Below are 15,801 nucleotides of genomic sequence, written 5' to 3' on the forward strand. Positions count from 1 at the left end.
TGGTCTATGCTGCGATTCTGTTGTAATGTGGTGCATCGCAGTTCCTGCGGGTTTGATTGCTGCTTTTTGGCTCAAATTACCCGTTGTCTGGGTCTTCTTTATTGTAAATCTTGATGAATTGCTGAAAGTGCCTGCCGTATATGTCCCTTTTGCAACCGCCAGTTGACAGATTTTCAGCCCGAAATGGTGGTGCGCAACCGGAAAAACTGTTATACTTTCCCCATCAAAACACTTGAAGGGGAGATGAAAAAATGATCTTAGCGAATAAGATTACAGAGGAAAGAAAAAAGAACGGCTGGTCGCAGGAAGAGCTGGCGAATCAGTTGGGAGTGTCCAGGCAGGCCGTCTCAAAATGGGAAAGTGCGAGCTCGGTTCCGGATCTGCAGAGAGTGCTGGAGCTTTCAAAGCTCTTTGGAGTTACGACAGATTATCTTCTGAAAGATGAGATAGGACCGGAACCTGTGGCGGAACGCATGGTCTATAGCGGGGAGGAGCTTCGGAAGGTTTCCATGGAAGAAGCCAATGCTTTTCTGGCTCTGAAAGAAAAAGGCGCTGAGATTGTGGCCAATGCCACAACGCTGTGTATCATCAGCCCGATTTTTCTGATCGTTCTTGGAGCAATCAGTGAGGATCAGATACTTCCTGTTTCTGAAGGAGTAGCAGCAGGCGTTGGGCTGGTCTGTTTGCTTGGCCTGATTGCTGTTGCCGTCTATCTTTTCATTACCTATGGAATCCGGGAAGACCGTATGGCTCATCTGGAAAAGGAAAGCTTTGAGACGGAATACGGCGTCACCGGAATGGCAGAGGAAAAAAGAGCTTTCTATGAACCTGTATTTGCCAGAGAAATGGCTATCGGAGTAGTTCTTTGCATCCTTTCCGTCATCCCGATCGTTATTGCAGGCACCATGAATGCAGCAGATTATATCTGCGCTTTCTGTGTGGGCTTTCTGCTTCTTATCATTGCTGTCGGAGTGAATCGGATCATCCGGGTAAGCATGATAAAGGGCAGTTATGATATCCTGCTCCAGGAAGGGGAATTCAGCAGAAAAGAAAAACGGCTGAAGAGGAAAACCGATGTCTTTACCAATGCATACTGGTGTCTGGCGACTGCCATTTATCTGGGCTGGAGCTTCTGGAGCGAAAGATGGGATTTTACCTGGATTCTGTGGGTGGTTGCAGGTGTCTTATATGCGGCCCTGCTTGGAATTGTGAAAGTATTTGTGAAAAAAGAAGAATAAGGAAAATAACAGGCGGAGCGTAAACAAAAAGCGCTCCGTTTTTTCTATTTGAGAACTTTTCCCGGAATTCTTGCAAGTTTGCATGTTTCGTGCTAAAATTGCATCTGTATTTTTGGGTCCTGAGGTAAGTGGGACTGGCAAAAGAAGCGAAACGATAGAAGAGAAGACTTTAGGAGCATATAAATTAAATGAAGAGTAAAGAAATGACACCCATGATGAAGGAGTATGTGAGGACTAAGGAACAGTACAAGGACTGTATCCTTTTTTATCGTCTGGGTGACTTTTATGAGATGTTTTTTGAGGATGCCAAGCTGGTGTCCAAGGAACTGGAGCTGACGCTGACAGGAAAAGACTGCGGTCTGGACGAGCGGGCTCCCATGTGCGGGATTCCCTACCATGCCGTGGACGGGTATCTGAACCGGCTGGTGAGCAACGGCCACAAGGTCGCCATCTGCGAACAGGTGGAAGATCCGAAGCTGGCCAAAGGCCTGGTGAAAAGGGAAGTCATCAAGATTGTGACCCCGGGTACCAACATGAGCGTCCAGGCTCTGGATGAATCCAAAAATAACTATATTATGTGTATTGTCTGCACAGCGGACAAGTACGGCATTTCCATCGCGGACATCAGTACCGGCGACTATCTGGTGACGGAGGTGGAAAACCAGCGGAAGCTTCTGGACGAGATCACGAAGTTTACGCCGACAGAGATTATCTGCAACCAGTCCTTCCTGGTGAGCGGTGTAGATATCGAGGACCTGAAACAGCGGTTCGGGACCAGCATCTACGGCCTGGAGGACTGGTATTTTGATGATGATCTCTGCAAACGGACGCTGAAAGAACAGTTTGAGACCGATTCGCTGGAAGGCCTTGGCCTGAAGGATTATAACTGCGGCGTCATCGCGGCGGGAGCCATTCTTCAGTATTTTAAGGAGACTCAGAAAACCTCCCTTTCCAACTTTACCCGGTTGGTTCCCTATGTGACCGGAAAATATATGGTTCTCGACAGCTCCACGAGACGAAATCTGGAACTGACGGAGACCATGCGGGAAAAGAATAAGCGCGGCAGCCTTCTCTGGGTGCTGGACAAGACCAAAACGGCTATGGGCGCGCGGCTTCTCCGGAATTACCTGGAACAGCCGCTGATCGAGCTGGAAGAGATCGAGAAGCGCCAGGAAGCCATCGAGGAACTGAACGCAAACGTGATTTCGAGAGAAGAGATCCGGGAGTACCTGAACCCGGTTTACGATATGGAGCGTCTCAGCAGCCGTATCAGTTATCAGTCCGCCAATCCCCGGGATCTGATTTCCTTTAAATCCTCCCTTTCGATGATTCCCCCCATTAAATATCTGCTGAACAGCTTTCAGTCTCCGCTGATGCGGGAGCTTCACGACAGTCTGGACGAGCTGGAGGACGTCTGCAGCCTCATCGACCGGGCGATTATGGATGATCCGCCTCTGGTGATCAAGGACGGCGGCATCATCAAGGAAGGCTATAATGAGGAGATCGATCGTCTTAGAAAAGCAAAAACCGAGGGAAAACAGTGGCTTTCCGAGCTGGAGGCCAGAGAGCGGGAAAAGACAGGCATCAAAAACCTGCGGATTAAATACAATAAGGTCTTCGGTTATTATCTGGAGGTCACCAATTCCTACAAAGATATGGTACCGGACTATTATATGAGAAAACAGACCCTCACGAATGCCGAGCGCTACATCACGCCAGAACTCAAGGAGTTGGAGGATGTGATTCTCGGTGCGGAGGATAAGCTATTTTCCATGGAATACAACCTGTTCACCGATGTGCGTGAGACGATTTCCAAAGAAGTCCTGAGAATTCAGACGACAGCCCGGGCCCTGGCAGCGATCGACGTTTTCACCTCCCTGGCCTTTGTGGCGGAGAAAAATGATTATGTTCGGCCGAAAATGAACAGCAGGGGCATCATCGATATCAAGAACGGCCGCCATCCGGTGGTGGAAAAAATGATGCAGAACGACCTGTTCATTGCCAACGACACCTACCTGGACAATGGAAATCACCGCGTTTCCATCATCACCGGCCCGAACATGGCCGGAAAGTCCACCTACATGCGTCAGACGGCCCTGATTGTGCTCATGGCCCAGGTGGGAAGCTTTGTGCCGGCAGATTCTGCGAAGATCGGCATCTGCGACCGGATTTTCACCCGAGTGGGAGCCTCCGACGATCTGGCCAGCGGTCAGAGTACCTTTATGGTGGAAATGACCGAAGTCGCTAATATATTAAGAAATGCCACCTCCAACAGCCTGCTGATCCTGGACGAGATCGGCCGTGGAACCAGCACCTTCGACGGTCTTTCTATTGCCTGGGCGGTGGTGGAGCACATCAGCAACTCGAGACTTCTGGGAGCCAAGACGCTGTTTGCCACCCATTATCACGAGCTTACAGAGCTGGAAGGGAAGCTGGCCGGCGTGAACAACTACTGTATTGCAGTCAAGGAAAAAGGCGACGATATCGTATTCTTAAGAAAGATTGTCAAAGGCGGAGCGGACAAGAGCTACGGCATTCAGGTGGCGAAGCTGGCCGGTGTTCCGGACTCCGTCATTGAGAGGGCCAAGGAGCTGGTGGATGAGCTGAGCAATGCGGACATCACGGCCACCGTCCGGGAGATTCAGGCTGTGGGCAGCAAAAATAAGCCCAAGGCGAAAAAATATGACCAGGTAGATCTGGAGCAGATTTCCCTTTTCGATACGGTGAGCGACGAGGATATTTTAAAGGAACTGGATGAGATCGATGTGAGCACCCTCACACCCATTGATGCCTTAAACACCATTTACCGGTTGCAGAACCGGCTCAGGAACAGGTGGGGTAATTCATGAAAACAATTTCTGTACTGGATAAAAATACCATTGACAAGATCGCGGCTGGCGAGGTCATCGAGCGGCCTTCTTCCATTGTAAAAGAGCTGGTGGAAAATGCCATCGACGCGGGTTCCAACGCTGTGACTGTGGAGATCAAGGACGGCGGCACCACGCTGGTGCGGATCACCGACAACGGGGAAGGCATCGCGCCAAGCGAGGTGAAAAAAGCCTTTATGCGCCACGCCACCAGCAAGATCACGAAGGCGGAGGATCTTTTCGGCATCACTTCCCTGGGATTCCGTGGAGAGGCTCTTTCCAGTATTGCGGCGGTTTGCCAGGTGGAGCTTATTACCAAGACGGCAGGAGAGCTGACCGGCGTTCGCTATGTTATTGAAGGCGGAGAGGAAAAGACCCCGGAACCCGAGGAGATCGGAGCGCCGGAAGGTACGACCTTTAAGGTACGCAATGTGTTCTATAATACGCCGGTTCGCCGGAAATTTCTCAAAAGCCCTCAGACTGAGGCAGGTTATATCAACGATCTGATGGAACGGCTGGCCCTGTCTCATCCGGAGGTTTCCTTTAAATTTATCAACAATAACCAGAACCGGCTGCATACCTCGGGAAATTCCAACCTGAAGGATATCATTTACGGAATCTATGGCAGGGAGATCACGGCGAATCTCGTGGAGGTCCACGGGGAGGCTCCCTTTGGAACGCTGACGGGCTATATCGGAAAGCCCATCATTTCCAGGGGAAACCGGAATTATGAGAACTATTTCATTAACGGCAGATACATCCGGAGTTCCATCATCTCCAAAGCCATCGAGGACGCTTACAAAAACTTCATGATGCAGCACAAATATCCCTTTACGGTCCTGCATTTTCAGCTGGACGGGGATCTTCTGGATGTAAACGTACATCCCACGAAGATGGAGCTTCGTTTCTCTGACCAGGAGGGTATGTACCGACTGGTATACGAGACGGTTCGAAATGCTCTGGTGGGCCGGGAGATGATTCCGGATGTCCATGTGGGAAAAGAAGCGCCCGCACCGAAAGAGCCCCCGAAAAAAGAGAGCTTTCCCGAGCCCTTCGAGGTGAAGAGGCGGGAAGCAATGATGCAGGAGAAACGCGCGGAGGCAAAAAAAACGGCGGCCACGATTTATGCAACTCCCGGGACAAACGCGACCAGGACCGAAGCAGCCGCTTCCATCGTTCGTGAGCGCCCCAACTACTCTTCTTCCCGTGAGGAGGGCGGCTTCGCCAAATCCCTCTATGAGGTTCCGGAGAATCTGATCAAACCCACGGAGCGAAAAGTGGATGAACAGGCCGAGATGGAGAAATGGACCTCGGAGGGCAAAAATCCCGCCCTGAAGCTCCAGGCGAGACCGGCCACAAACGACACTACAGCAGCTCCTTCCGCTGCAATGGAAACTCCGACTTCTGCCAAACCAGCAGAGGCAGAGTTGCCTCCGGAATCGCCAATCCCGCCGGCAGTCCCCTCAGAATCGGAACCTGCGACATCGGTTCAGTCCCCGAAACAGATGGACCTTTTCGAGGAGAAACTTCTCTCCAAGGAACACATCAAAGAGCACCGCATCATCGGCCAGCTCTTTGAGACCTACTGGCTGGTGGAATTTCACGAGAAACTCTATATCATTGATCAGCACGCAGCTCACGAGAAAGTCCTTTTTGAGCGGACGATGAAGAGCCTGAAGGATAAGGAATATACGGCCCAACAGATCTCACCGCCGCTGATCGTGAGCCTTTCCATCAAGGAACAGGAGCTTTTAAATAAGTATATGAAAAATTTTGAGACCATCGGCTTTGAGATCGAGCCCTTCGGCGGGGATGAGTTTTCCATCCGGGCCGTTCCGGGCAATCTTTTCGGCCTGGCAGAGCGGGACGTTTTTCTGGAGATGCTGGACAGCCTCGACAAGGATACGGGCCGCGTCAGCGAGGATCTGATCAATGAGAAGATCGCCTCCATGTCCTGTAAGGCTGCGGTGAAAGGAAACCACCGGCTGTCGGAAAAAGAGGCAGAGGCCCTGATCGACGAGCTTCTGACGCTGGATAATCCATATAACTGCCCCCATGGCCGCCCGACGATCATTGCCATGAGCAAATATGAGCTGGAAAAGAAATTCAAACGGATCGTCTGAGACTTAAGGAGGAACGAAAATGGAAAAACCACTGGTGATACTTACCGGTCCCACGGCTGTGGGAAAAACAGCTCTTTCCATCGGTCTAGCCAAAGCCATCGGCGGCGAGATTATCTCCGCGGATTCTATGCAGGTATACAGAGGGATGGATATCGGTTCCGCCAAGATCCGACCGGATGAGATGGAGGGCGTTCCCCATCATCTCATCGATGTGCTGGACCCGGAAGATGAATTTCATGTGGTCCTTTTTCAGAAGCTGGTGAAAGAGGCCATGGAGACCATTTACCGGAACGGTCATATTCCGATTCTTACCGGCGGAACAGGCTTTTATATTCAGGCGGTCCTTTACGATATCGATTTTACGGAAAACGGCGAGGACATGTCCTACCGGGAAAGCCTGGAGAATCTGGCGGAGGAAAAGGGAGCGGAAACGCTTCATGAGATGCTGAGAAAAGTGGACCCCGTCTCTGCGGAGGAGATCCATGCCAACAATATCAAACGGGTGATCCGGGCGCTGGAGTATTTCCAGCAGACCGGGGAACCCATCTCCCTTCACAATCAGCGGGAACGGGAGAAAAAAGCCGCCTACAACAGAGCCTATTTTGTGCTCAATGCCCCCCGGCCTCTTCTCTATGAGCGGATTGACAGGCGGGTGGATGAGATGCTGGAAAATGGCCTGGTGGAGGAAGTGGAGCGCCTCCGGGACCGGGGCTGCACGAGGGAGCTGGTTTCCATGCAGGGACTCGGCTACAAGGAGATCCTGGCCTGGCTGGATGGAGAGATCAGTTACGAGGAAGCCGTGGAGATCTTAAAGAGAGACACCCGCCATTTTGCCAAACGACAGATCACCTGGTTTAAACGGGAGCGGGATGTGATCTGGATCGACAAGGACGCTTTTGATTACGATGAAAAGAAAATCCTGGACTTCATGATCCGGGAGCTGAAAGAGAGAAAAATCCTTCCGGAATTATAATAAAGACGAAAGAGAGTGACCATTATGACAACAGAATCCATGTATCAGGAGATTGGCATCCGGCCGGAAGTCCTGAAGTTTGGAACAAAAATAGAAAAATCCCTGAAAGAGCGTTTCGACCGCATTGATGAGACTGCTGAGTACAATCAGCTGAAAGTCATCCATGCTATGCAGAAAAACCGTGTCTGTGCGGAGTGCTTCAACCAGTCCAGCGGCTATGGCTACAACGATCTGGGAAGAGAGACCCTGGAAGCCGTTTATGCTTCTGTTTTCCATACGGAGAGCGCTCTGGTCCGCCCCCAGATCACCTGTGGAACCCATGCCCTGGCTCTGGCCCTTTCCAGCAATTTACGGCCGGGAGATGAGCTTCTGTCCATTTCCGGCAAGCCCTACGACACGTTGGAGGAGGTCATCGGCATCCGGCCTTCCATGGGCTCCCTGAAAGAATACGGCGTGAGCTACAGCCAGGTGGACTTAAAACCGGACGGCTCCTTTGATTTCGAGAAGATCCGCGAAGCCATCAAGCCCCACACCCGCCTCATCGCGATTCAGCGTTCCAAGGGCTATCAGACCCGCCCGACCCTTTCCGTGGAGAAAATCGGGGAGGCGATCGCTTTTGTAAAAGGCATCCGGAAGGATCTCATCGTCATGGTGGACAACTGCTACGGAGAATTTGTGGAGCGCATCGAGCCCTCCGACGTGGGAGCGGATATGACCGTCGGTTCCCTCATCAAGAATCCCGGCGGCGGTCTGGCTCCTGTGGGCGGCTACATCGCCGGAACCGAGCATTGCATTGAAAATGCAGCTTACCGCCTGACTTCTCCGGGCCTTGGAAAAGAGGTCGGGGCAACGCTTGGCGTCAATCAGTCCTTCTTCCAGGGACTTTTCCTGGCTCCGACTGTGACAGCCAGCGCGTTGAAGGGTGCGATTCTGGCAGCCAACGTCTATGAATCCTTAGGTTTCCCAGTGGTTCCCAACGGCACCGAGAGCCGTCACGATATCATTCAGGCCGTTACCTTCGGAAAGGCCGAGGGCGTCATCGAGTTCTGCAAGGGCATTCAGGCGGCTGCTCCCGTGGACAGCTATGTGACGCCGGAACCCTGGGCAATGCCGGGTTATGACAGCGATGTCATCATGGCTGCAGGCGCTTTTGTGCAGGGTTCTTCTATCGAGCTTTCTGCCGATGGCCCGATCAAACCGCCCTATGCCGTTTATTTCCAGGGAGGACTTACCTATCCCCATGCGAAACTGGGTATTCTTATGTCTCTGGAGAAACTGGTGGAAGCCGGTATTGTAACGCTTCCGTAAGTAAAAATCAGGAGGAAAAACCATGGAGGTATATGTCATCGGAGCCGGAGCGGCAGGTCTTATGGCTGCTGTCTCAGCGGCGGATGCCGGAGCGGCGGTAACGCTTCTGGAAACCATGGAAAAACCTGGGAAAAAGATCAGCATCACCGGAAACGGCCGCTGCAATCTCACAAACCGGGACATCCAGGACGCAAATTTCTATTTTTCTGACGCCCCGAAGACTGCCGACGGCATTCTGAAAGCATTCCAGGCGAAAGATACGCTTCATTTTTTTGAAAACGCAGGCCTTCTTATGAAGGAGCGGGAGGGAGGGCTCATCTATCCCTATTCCGATCAGGCCCAGTCCGTTGTGAATGCCCTGCTTCAGGAAGTCCGGCGGCGGAAGATCAAGCTCAAATGCCAGGAGCGGGTGCTCTCTATTGAGAAAAAGAAGGCGCGTTTCTATATTAAGACCGAGGGCTGGCATTACGAGGCGGACCGGGTGATCCTCACCTGCGGAGGAAAAGCCGCCCCGGCAACGGGTTCCGACGGGAACGGCTATGCCCTGGCGAAAACCTTCGGCCATACGGTCATTGAACCCCTTCCGGCTCTGGTGCCCCTGACGGCAAAGCTTCCTTTCGGAAGCCTTTTGGACGGTGTCCGGAGCCGGGCAAAAATCACCCTTTTCATCGACGGAAAAGTGGCTGGAGAGGAGAGCGGCGAGCTTCAATGGACCGGCTATGGAATCTCCGGTATTGCCGTATTCCAGCTCAGTTCCCGGGCGGTCCGTGCCCTTCAGAATAAGAAAAAAGTCCGGGCAGAGATTGATCTTCTGCCTGATTTCTCAGAAAAAGAGCTGCTTTCACGGATTCAGAAGCGGGAAGGCTCCTACGAGGAAGTGCTGGGAGGCTTTTATCACGCGAAGGTCTTAAAAGCCCTTCTCAAAGAAGAAAAAGCGTCCCCCGGAGAGAAAGCCCTTCCGGATAAGGCAGCCTCCATCATCAAAAAATCTAGACAGCTCAGTCTTACCATAACCGGTTCCAAAACTTTTGAGCAGGCCCAGGTGACGACGGGAGGAATCCCCTTAAAAGAACTCGATGAGCATACGCTGGAATCGAAAAAAGTCAAAGGGCTTTACCTTGCCGGGGAACTCATCAACGTGGACGGTCCCTGCGGCGGCTACAACCTTCAGTGGGCCTGGGCCAGCGGACACATAGCCGGCGTATCTGCCGGGAAAGGAGATCTATGATTCAGGTACAGCAGCTGAAGCTTCCGGTAGGCCACAAAGACACGGCCCTCCTGGAAGCTCTCATCGCAAAGCTCCATGTAAAAAAGGACGACATTCTTTCCTTTGAGGTGGCCAAGCGCTCCCTCGATGCCAGAAAGAAACCGGAGCTTTTTTACAGTTATGTGGTTAATGTTCAGGTCAAAAATCAGGCGGCTGTCCTGAAAAAAAAGCCGAAAAACACGATTCCTTTTGAAAAAAAGATCTATCAGCTTCCCACTCCCTTAAAGGAAGCGCCATCCCTTCGTCCGGTTATCATCGGGACAGGGCCTGCCGGTCTTTTTGCCGGCCTGGTTCTTGCCCGTCTGGGCTGTCGGCCGATTCTTCTGGAGCGGGGCGATTCCGTGGAAGAACGCCAGAAAAAAGTGGATATCTTCTGGAATACTGGTATTCTGGACCTAGAGAGCAACGTGCAGTTCGGCGAAGGCGGAGCGGGAACTTTTTCCGATGGAAAACTAAATACAGCGGTCAAAGATCCTTCCGGCAGAAACGGCTTTGTGCTCAGGACTTTCGTGGAGATGGGCGCAGATCCGGAAATCCTTTATCTCAACAAACCCCATATCGGCACAGATGTTCTCCGTACGGTAGTCACTCGGCTAAGGAAAGAAATCTGTGCTTTAGGCGGTGAGGTCCGTTTCCGTAACCGGGTGACAGATTTCTTTATCAGAGATGGCCGGATCACCGGCGTGGAGATCAACGGAAAAGAGCGTCTTGATGCCAGTCAGGTGATTCTGGCCACAGGCCACAGTGCCAGAGATACCTTTGAGGTTCTCTTAGGAAAACCGGTGCTTATGAAGGCAAAGAGCTTCGCTGTGGGTGTCCGCATGGAACATCCCCAGGAGCTCATCGACCGGAATCAGTACGGCCGGCCCCATGGGAAAAGTCTGCCGGCTGCGGATTATAAAGTAACCCGGAAGCTTGAAAACGGAAAAGGCGTTTATTCCTTCTGTATGTGTCCGGGAGGCTATGTGGTAAACGCCTCCTCCGAGCAGCAAATGCTGGCAGTCAACGGCATGAGTTATCACAGCCGGGCCGGCCAGAACGCCAACAGCGCTATGGTTGTCACCGTGGGACCGGAGGATTTCGGCTCCGATGCGATCCTGGCGGGAATGGAGTTTCAGAGGAAGCTGGAGCGGGCCGCCTATGAAGCCGGGGAAGGAAAGATTCCGGTGCAGCTTTTCGGTGATTTCCTGAAAAATCAGAAGAGTGTGACTTTGGGCGAGGTAGAGCCCCAGAACAAAGGCCAGTGGCAGTTCGGTGATGTCCGCGGAATTTTCCCGGAGCGCTTAAGCCGAAGCCTTGCGGAGGGAATTTCATCCTGCGAGTATCTGATTCCCGGTTTTTCCAGGCCGGATGCGGTTCTTTCCGGTGTGGAGAGCCGTACCTCCTCACCGGTACACATCGAGAGGGACGAAAATCTTCAAAGTACCGTGAAAGGCCTTTATCCCTGCGGGGAAGGAGCCGGTTATGCGGGAGGCATTACCTCGGCGGCCATGGACGGTGTCAAGGTGGCAGAGCGGGTGGCAGCCCTTCTGGGTATTTCGTTATGATATTTTTAAGAATCCTGCCTCTGTACTTTCGTTTTCTTTTATGATATGATATTGAGATAAAGGTTTGCTTTGCCAAATCTTCGCGGGGAAGACTGCAGGGAGAGCCGATCATTTATGACAGAATATAAGACCATGAAAGACCTGCCTTCAGAGGAGAAACCCTATGAAAAATTTGAAACCCGGGGAGCAGAAGCACTGACAGACGCAGAGCTTCTGGCCGTCCTTTTGCGATCGGGTACCCGGGGAAGTTCTTCTCTTGATCTGGCACGGCTCCTCTTGAGTCCGGAGATTTCCGGCGGGGGCCTTTTGAACCTTTATCACATGAGCACCCGGGAACTGATGAAGCTTCCCGGGATCGGCAGAGTGAAAGCGATCCAGCTGAAATGCCTTCTGGAGCTTTCCAGGAGGATCGCGAAAGAGCCGTTCAGAAAAGAACTGTCTTTTGACAGCCCAAAGTCCATTGCGGATTATTATATGGAAGATTTCCGGCATGCGGAGCAGGAGCGCATGATGATCCTGATGCTGGACACGAAAGGCGGTTTTCTGGGAGAAGCCGTCATTTCTATCGGCACAGTCAACGCTTCCCTGGTCTCTCCGAGAGAGATTTTCCTGAAAGCGCTGGCTTTTCATGCGGTGTCCGTGATTATGCTCCACAATCATCCCAGCGGGGACCCGACTCCTAGTGAAGAAGATCTGCTTCTGACCCTCCGTGTCAGCAAGGCGGGGGAAATGATCGGGATTGAACTTTTGGATCATCTGGTCCTGGGAGACCGAAAGTACATAAGTTTCAGAGAACAGGGCTTTTTTGATAAAAATTAAGTGTACGCGCTTAAAGCAGTAAAGAGAGGGGAACAGATATGTCTTTAAAACGTATTTGCGGAGTGGACCTCGGAAGCGATACGATCAAAATCTGCGATAAAAACCAGAAAAAACTTCTTTGTGAAAAAAATATGATAGCGGTGAGAAACCGGACGGATCTCATCGGAGTCGGGCAGGATGCTTTTGAAATTTATGAGAAAGCTCCCTCAGACGTCTATGCGGGCTGCCCCATCCAGAACGGTTCCCTGGCGGAGGGAAGCAGTCAGGAAACCATCTTGATCCATCTGATGAAAAATTTTTCTACATTCTTTACTCATCACCCCAATATTTACATTACAGCTCCCACAGATATCACAGAGGTGGAGCGTCGGGCCTATTACAAAATCCTTTCCGGCCGGCTCCGGGCCAAAAGCGTGATGCTGGTGGAAAAAGGCGTGGCGGACGCAGCCGGTATCGGGATGCCTCTTGACTCACCGGAAGGTCAGATGATCGTGAATCTCGGCGGCGACCGCACAGAGATCTCTGTAATCTCCGAAGGAAAAACAATTATTCAGAGGACACTCCGCACCGGCGGCCATACGCTGGACGAGGATATCATGAACATGGTGAAAAAACAGTTTCAGCTGAATATTGGCCGAAAGACGGCGGAGGCGCTGAAAAATCAGCTGGCATATCTTCTGAACGGTCCGGCTCTTGAGATGCGTGTCTTCGGCATTCATACGGTGACGGGACTCCCACGGCAGGTGGCGATTCCGGCTCTCGCTGTCAGCGTGTCGATTGTGGACACCATTGACGCCATCACGGAGGTGGTAAAAACCACGATGGAACGGACACCGCCCCAGCTTCTGGAAAACATCCGGAAAAACGGCATTTATCTCACCGGCGGCGTTTCCCTTCTTCCGAATCTTTCCATTTATATGCAGAAAGAGCTGGAAGTTCCGGTTTACAATGTATCCGATCCGATCTTTACTACGGTCCGGGGACTTGTCCGGATCATGAACGATTCGGATCTTCGGAAAAAAGCAGCCTTCACACTGAAGGATTTTGCAGGAAATCTCATCTAGGATAAGGAATGGCTATGAAGAAAAAAATCAACGACTCCAAGAAAAGCAAATATATTTTTGTGACGCTCTGCATCGGCTGCTGCGCCCTGGTGATTCTTTCTCTGGCTTCGGATATGTCCGTCGGGCCGCTGAAATATGTGAGCGGCTATGTGATCACACCGATTCAGAAAGGGCTGAACGAGGTTGGAAACTGGATTTCCGATAAAGGAGTTTATCTCCAGAGTAACGTGGACTATGCAGCTCAGTGCAAAGAACTTCAGGAAAAGGTAGACCAGCTGACAGCGGAGAACACGGAGCTACTTGCCGACCGGGAAGAGAAAGAACGCCTGGAAAAGCAGCTGGAACTCAGCGCCCAGTACGATTACGATAAAGTTGGCGCCAGAGTCATTGCGAGGGATTCTGACAACTGGTTCAACGTTTTTACGATTGATAAAGGCAGCGACGACGGCATTGAGGTGAACAACAACGTAATTTCCAACGGCGGCCTTGTGGGTATTGTGACTGACGTCGGCCCCAATTACGCCATTGTGCGCTCGATTATTGATGATTACAGCAATGTCAGCGCCATGGTGACGACTACGGAGGACACCTGTATCATTGCCGGAGATCTCCGCCTCATCGACGAGGGAAAGATCAATCTGGTCAAGCTCACCGACAGCCGGGACAAGGTGACAGTGGGTGACAAAGTGGTCACTTCTGATATCAGCAGCCGTTTCCTTCCAGGAATTCTTATTGGCTATATCAGCGAGATTTCCATGGATTCCAATAATCTGACCAAATCCGGTTATATCACGCCGGCGGTCGATTTCCGGCATCTCCGTGAAGTGATTGTTATCCGGGATCAGAAGGAAGTGGCCGGAGCGGATGAATCTCTGAAACAGGCTGCCAGCAAGGAGACCGAAGGCCTGGTAAATGATAGCACCGAGGCGGCGACGGCCGCTGAGACAGAAACAGCAGACACTGCTGCTTCTGACAACGGACAGTAAAGGAGGAGCAAGATGAGAATAAGACGACGGATTATTATGATCCTGCTGATTTTCTTCTGCTTTCTACTTCAGTCCACGCTTTTTCAGAACATCTTTGCCGCGGCAGAGATCGCACCGAATTTCATGGTGATTCTCACTGTGTCCTTCGGACTGATGAGAGGGAAAAGAGAGGGAATGTTTGTGGGTTTTCTGGGAGGGATCCTTTCGGATCTGTTCTTCGGAAGCGCCCTGGGCTTTACGGCCCTTCTTTATGTGATCATCGGATACTGCTGCGGTTTCTGCTACCGTATTTTTTACGATGATGATGTAAAAATGCCGGTTATCCTCATTGCTGTGAGCGATATCGGTTATGGGATAGCCATGTATGCCTTTCAGTTTCTTCTCCGGGGCCGTGTGGATTTTCTCTTTTATGTAAGAAGAGTTATTATCCCGGAGATGATTTACACCGTTGTGGTTACTCTGGTGGTATACAGGCTGCTGTTACTGTTGAACCGTAAACTTGAAAAAGCAGAACAAAGGAGTGTAGGCAGCTTTGTTTGATAACGTAAAAAGTACACTTTCAAAGGCGATAAAGTCCAGAATCCTGATTTTGATCCTGGTTCTTATCGTTCTCGCCTTTATTTTGGTCCAGAGGCTTTTCCAGCTGCAGATCATCAACGGAGAAAGCTATCAGACAGATTTTACCATGCAGATTAAGAGAACCAGGGAGCTTAAGAGCACCCGTGGAAATATCCTGGACAGCGACGGTAATCCTCTGGCCTACAACCGGCTTTCCTATTCTGTTACCTTTGCAGACAGCGGAAGCTATAACTCGACGAAAGAGCAGAATCTGACTCTCAACAGCTCCATGTACGGGATTCTGAAGATCCTGGAGGACAATGGCGATGAAGTCAGCACCAGCAGCTTTGCCATCGGTCTTGATGACAACGGCAGCTATTATTTCACGAAGAGCAGTTTCAACCTGCAGCGATTCAAGGCCGATATCTACGGAAGACTGACGATCGACGATATGAGTGATGAGGAAAAAAATGCGACTGCAGAAAAAATGATCGAGGAGATGTGCGCCGCTAAAAAATTCGGGCTGGATCTTTCTTCTTATGATAAAGCCGACCTGGAAGCCTATGGCCTTCCGGACAGTTTCACGAAAGAAGAAATTTTAAAGCTTGCAGCTATGCGAAGCGCCGTGGCGTCCAACAGCTATCAGAAGTATGTAACCTCCACACTGGCTACGGATGTGAGTGAAAAGACTATGTCTCTGATTATGGAGAACAAAGACCTTTATCCCGGCGTGGATATCGAGGAAGATTCCATCCGTGTCTATGAGGACAGCAAATATTTTGCACCGCTGATCGGTTACACCGGTCAGATCTCCGCGGAAGAAATGGAGAGCCTCAACGCAGACGGTGGAAATTACAAAAATGGCGATATCGTTGGAAAATCCGGCCTGGAGCAGCATTTTGAGAAAGAGCTTCAGGGTGAAAAGGGTTCCCAGACCGTCTACGTCGATAATATGGGTAAAGTTGTTGATGAAGAGGCGGAGGTAAATCCCGAGGCCGGAAGCAACATTCAGCTTACCATCAACCGGGATCTTCAGAAGACGGCTTACGAT

11 protein-coding genes and 1 pseudogene are annotated in these 15,801 nt (G+C 51.3%); all 12 read left to right on the plus strand.

Annotated features, from left to right (window positions below; all coding sequences use genetic code 11):
- The first annotated feature begins 251 nt into the window (after nt 1-251).
- Nucleotides 252-1,238 (plus strand): helix-turn-helix domain-containing protein, encoded by a 987-nt coding sequence (locus LKD71_RS11505; protein WP_227615519.1) that lies wholly within the window; start codon nt 252-254, stop codon nt 1,236-1,238.
- Nucleotides 1,239-1,426: 188 nt separating this feature from the next.
- Nucleotides 1,427-4,087, plus strand: a complete 2,661-nt coding sequence (gene mutS / locus LKD71_RS11510; RefSeq protein ID WP_227615520.1) for a DNA mismatch repair protein MutS — start codon at nt 1,427-1,429, stop codon at nt 4,085-4,087.
- Nucleotides 4,084-6,228 (plus strand): DNA mismatch repair endonuclease MutL, encoded by a 2,145-nt coding sequence (gene mutL / locus LKD71_RS11515; RefSeq protein WP_227615521.1) that lies wholly within the window; start codon nt 4,084-4,086, stop codon nt 6,226-6,228. The genes mutS and mutL overlap by 4 nt, the downstream gene beginning before the upstream one ends.
- 19 nt (nt 6,229-6,247) lie before the next feature.
- Complete coding sequence (gene miaA, locus LKD71_RS11520; RefSeq protein ID WP_227615522.1) at nt 6,248-7,201, plus strand: tRNA (adenosine(37)-N6)-dimethylallyltransferase MiaA; 954 nt, start codon at nt 6,248-6,250, stop codon at nt 7,199-7,201.
- Between the two features lie 24 nt (nt 7,202-7,225).
- On the plus strand, nt 7,226-8,509 hold the full coding sequence (locus tag LKD71_RS11525) for a methionine gamma-lyase family protein (RefSeq protein ID WP_227615523.1): 1,284 nt from the start codon (nt 7,226-7,228) through the stop codon (nt 8,507-8,509).
- 22 nt (nt 8,510-8,531) lie between these two features.
- Nucleotides 8,532-9,737: a BaiN/RdsA family NAD(P)/FAD-dependent oxidoreductase gene (locus tag LKD71_RS11530; RefSeq protein WP_305038940.1), complete on the plus strand. Its 1,206-nt coding sequence runs from the start codon at nt 8,532-8,534 to the stop codon at nt 9,735-9,737.
- The gene (locus LKD71_RS11535; protein WP_227615524.1) at nt 9,734-11,323 is read left to right on the plus strand and encodes an NAD(P)/FAD-dependent oxidoreductase; all 1,590 of its coding nucleotides are present in this window, start codon (nt 9,734-9,736) and stop codon (nt 11,321-11,323) included. The genes LKD71_RS11530 and LKD71_RS11535 overlap by 4 nt, the downstream gene beginning before the upstream one ends.
- Nucleotides 11,324-11,437: 114 nt before the next feature.
- Nucleotides 11,438-12,142: a RadC family protein gene (gene radC, locus LKD71_RS11540; RefSeq protein WP_178045519.1), complete on the plus strand. Its 705-nt coding sequence runs from the start codon at nt 11,438-11,440 to the stop codon at nt 12,140-12,142.
- Between the two features lie 38 nt (nt 12,143-12,180).
- Entirely contained in the window at nt 12,181-13,206 is a 1,026-nt protein-coding gene (locus tag LKD71_RS11545; protein ID WP_227615525.1) for a rod shape-determining protein, read from the plus strand.
- 8 nt (nt 13,207-13,214) lie between these two features.
- On the plus strand, nt 13,215-14,192 hold the full coding sequence (mreC, locus tag LKD71_RS11550; RefSeq protein ID WP_227615526.1) for a rod shape-determining protein MreC: 978 nt from the start codon (nt 13,215-13,217) through the stop codon (nt 14,190-14,192).
- Between the two features lie 12 nt (nt 14,193-14,204).
- Nucleotides 14,205-14,732: a rod shape-determining protein MreD gene (gene mreD / locus LKD71_RS11555; RefSeq protein ID WP_227615527.1), complete on the plus strand. Its 528-nt coding sequence runs from the start codon at nt 14,205-14,207 to the stop codon at nt 14,730-14,732.
- A pseudogene (locus LKD71_RS11560) lies at nt 14,725-15,801 on the plus strand (penicillin-binding transpeptidase domain-containing protein); the annotation flags it as partial. The gene mreD and the pseudogene LKD71_RS11560, both read left to right, overlap by 8 nt.

Source organism: Fusicatenibacter faecihominis, from assembly GCF_020686945.1.
Taxonomy (GTDB): Bacteria; Bacillota; Clostridia; order Lachnospirales; family Lachnospiraceae; genus Limivivens; species Limivivens faecihominis.

Bases quoted from the DNA above. Each gene is read 5' to 3' on its own strand.
- LKD71_RS11525 (WP_227615523.1), top strand. From the start codon at position 7,226: ATGACAACAGAATCCATGTATCAGGAGATTGGCATCCGGCCGGAAGTC.
- mreD (WP_227615527.1), top strand. From the start codon at position 14,205: ATGAGAATAAGACGACGGATTATTATGATCCTGCTGATTTTCTTCTGC.
- LKD71_RS11535 (WP_227615524.1), top strand. From the start codon at position 9,734: ATGATTCAGGTACAGCAGCTGAAGCTTCCGGTAGGCCACAAAGACACG.
- LKD71_RS11530 (WP_305038940.1), top strand. From the start codon at position 8,532: ATGGAGGTATATGTCATCGGAGCCGGAGCGGCAGGTCTTATGGCTGCT.
- LKD71_RS11545 (WP_227615525.1), top strand. From the start codon at position 12,181: ATGTCTTTAAAACGTATTTGCGGAGTGGACCTCGGAAGCGATACGATC.
- radC (WP_178045519.1), top strand. From the start codon at position 11,438: ATGACAGAATATAAGACCATGAAAGACCTGCCTTCAGAGGAGAAACCC.
- miaA (WP_227615522.1), top strand. From the start codon at position 6,248: ATGGAAAAACCACTGGTGATACTTACCGGTCCCACGGCTGTGGGAAAA.
- mreC (WP_227615526.1), top strand. From the start codon at position 13,215: ATGGCTATGAAGAAAAAAATCAACGACTCCAAGAAAAGCAAATATATT.
- mutS (WP_227615520.1), top strand. From the start codon at position 1,427: ATGAAGAGTAAAGAAATGACACCCATGATGAAGGAGTATGTGAGGACT.
- LKD71_RS11505 (WP_227615519.1), top strand. From the start codon at position 252: ATGATCTTAGCGAATAAGATTACAGAGGAAAGAAAAAAGAACGGCTGG.
- mutL (WP_227615521.1), top strand. From the start codon at position 4,084: ATGAAAACAATTTCTGTACTGGATAAAAATACCATTGACAAGATCGCG.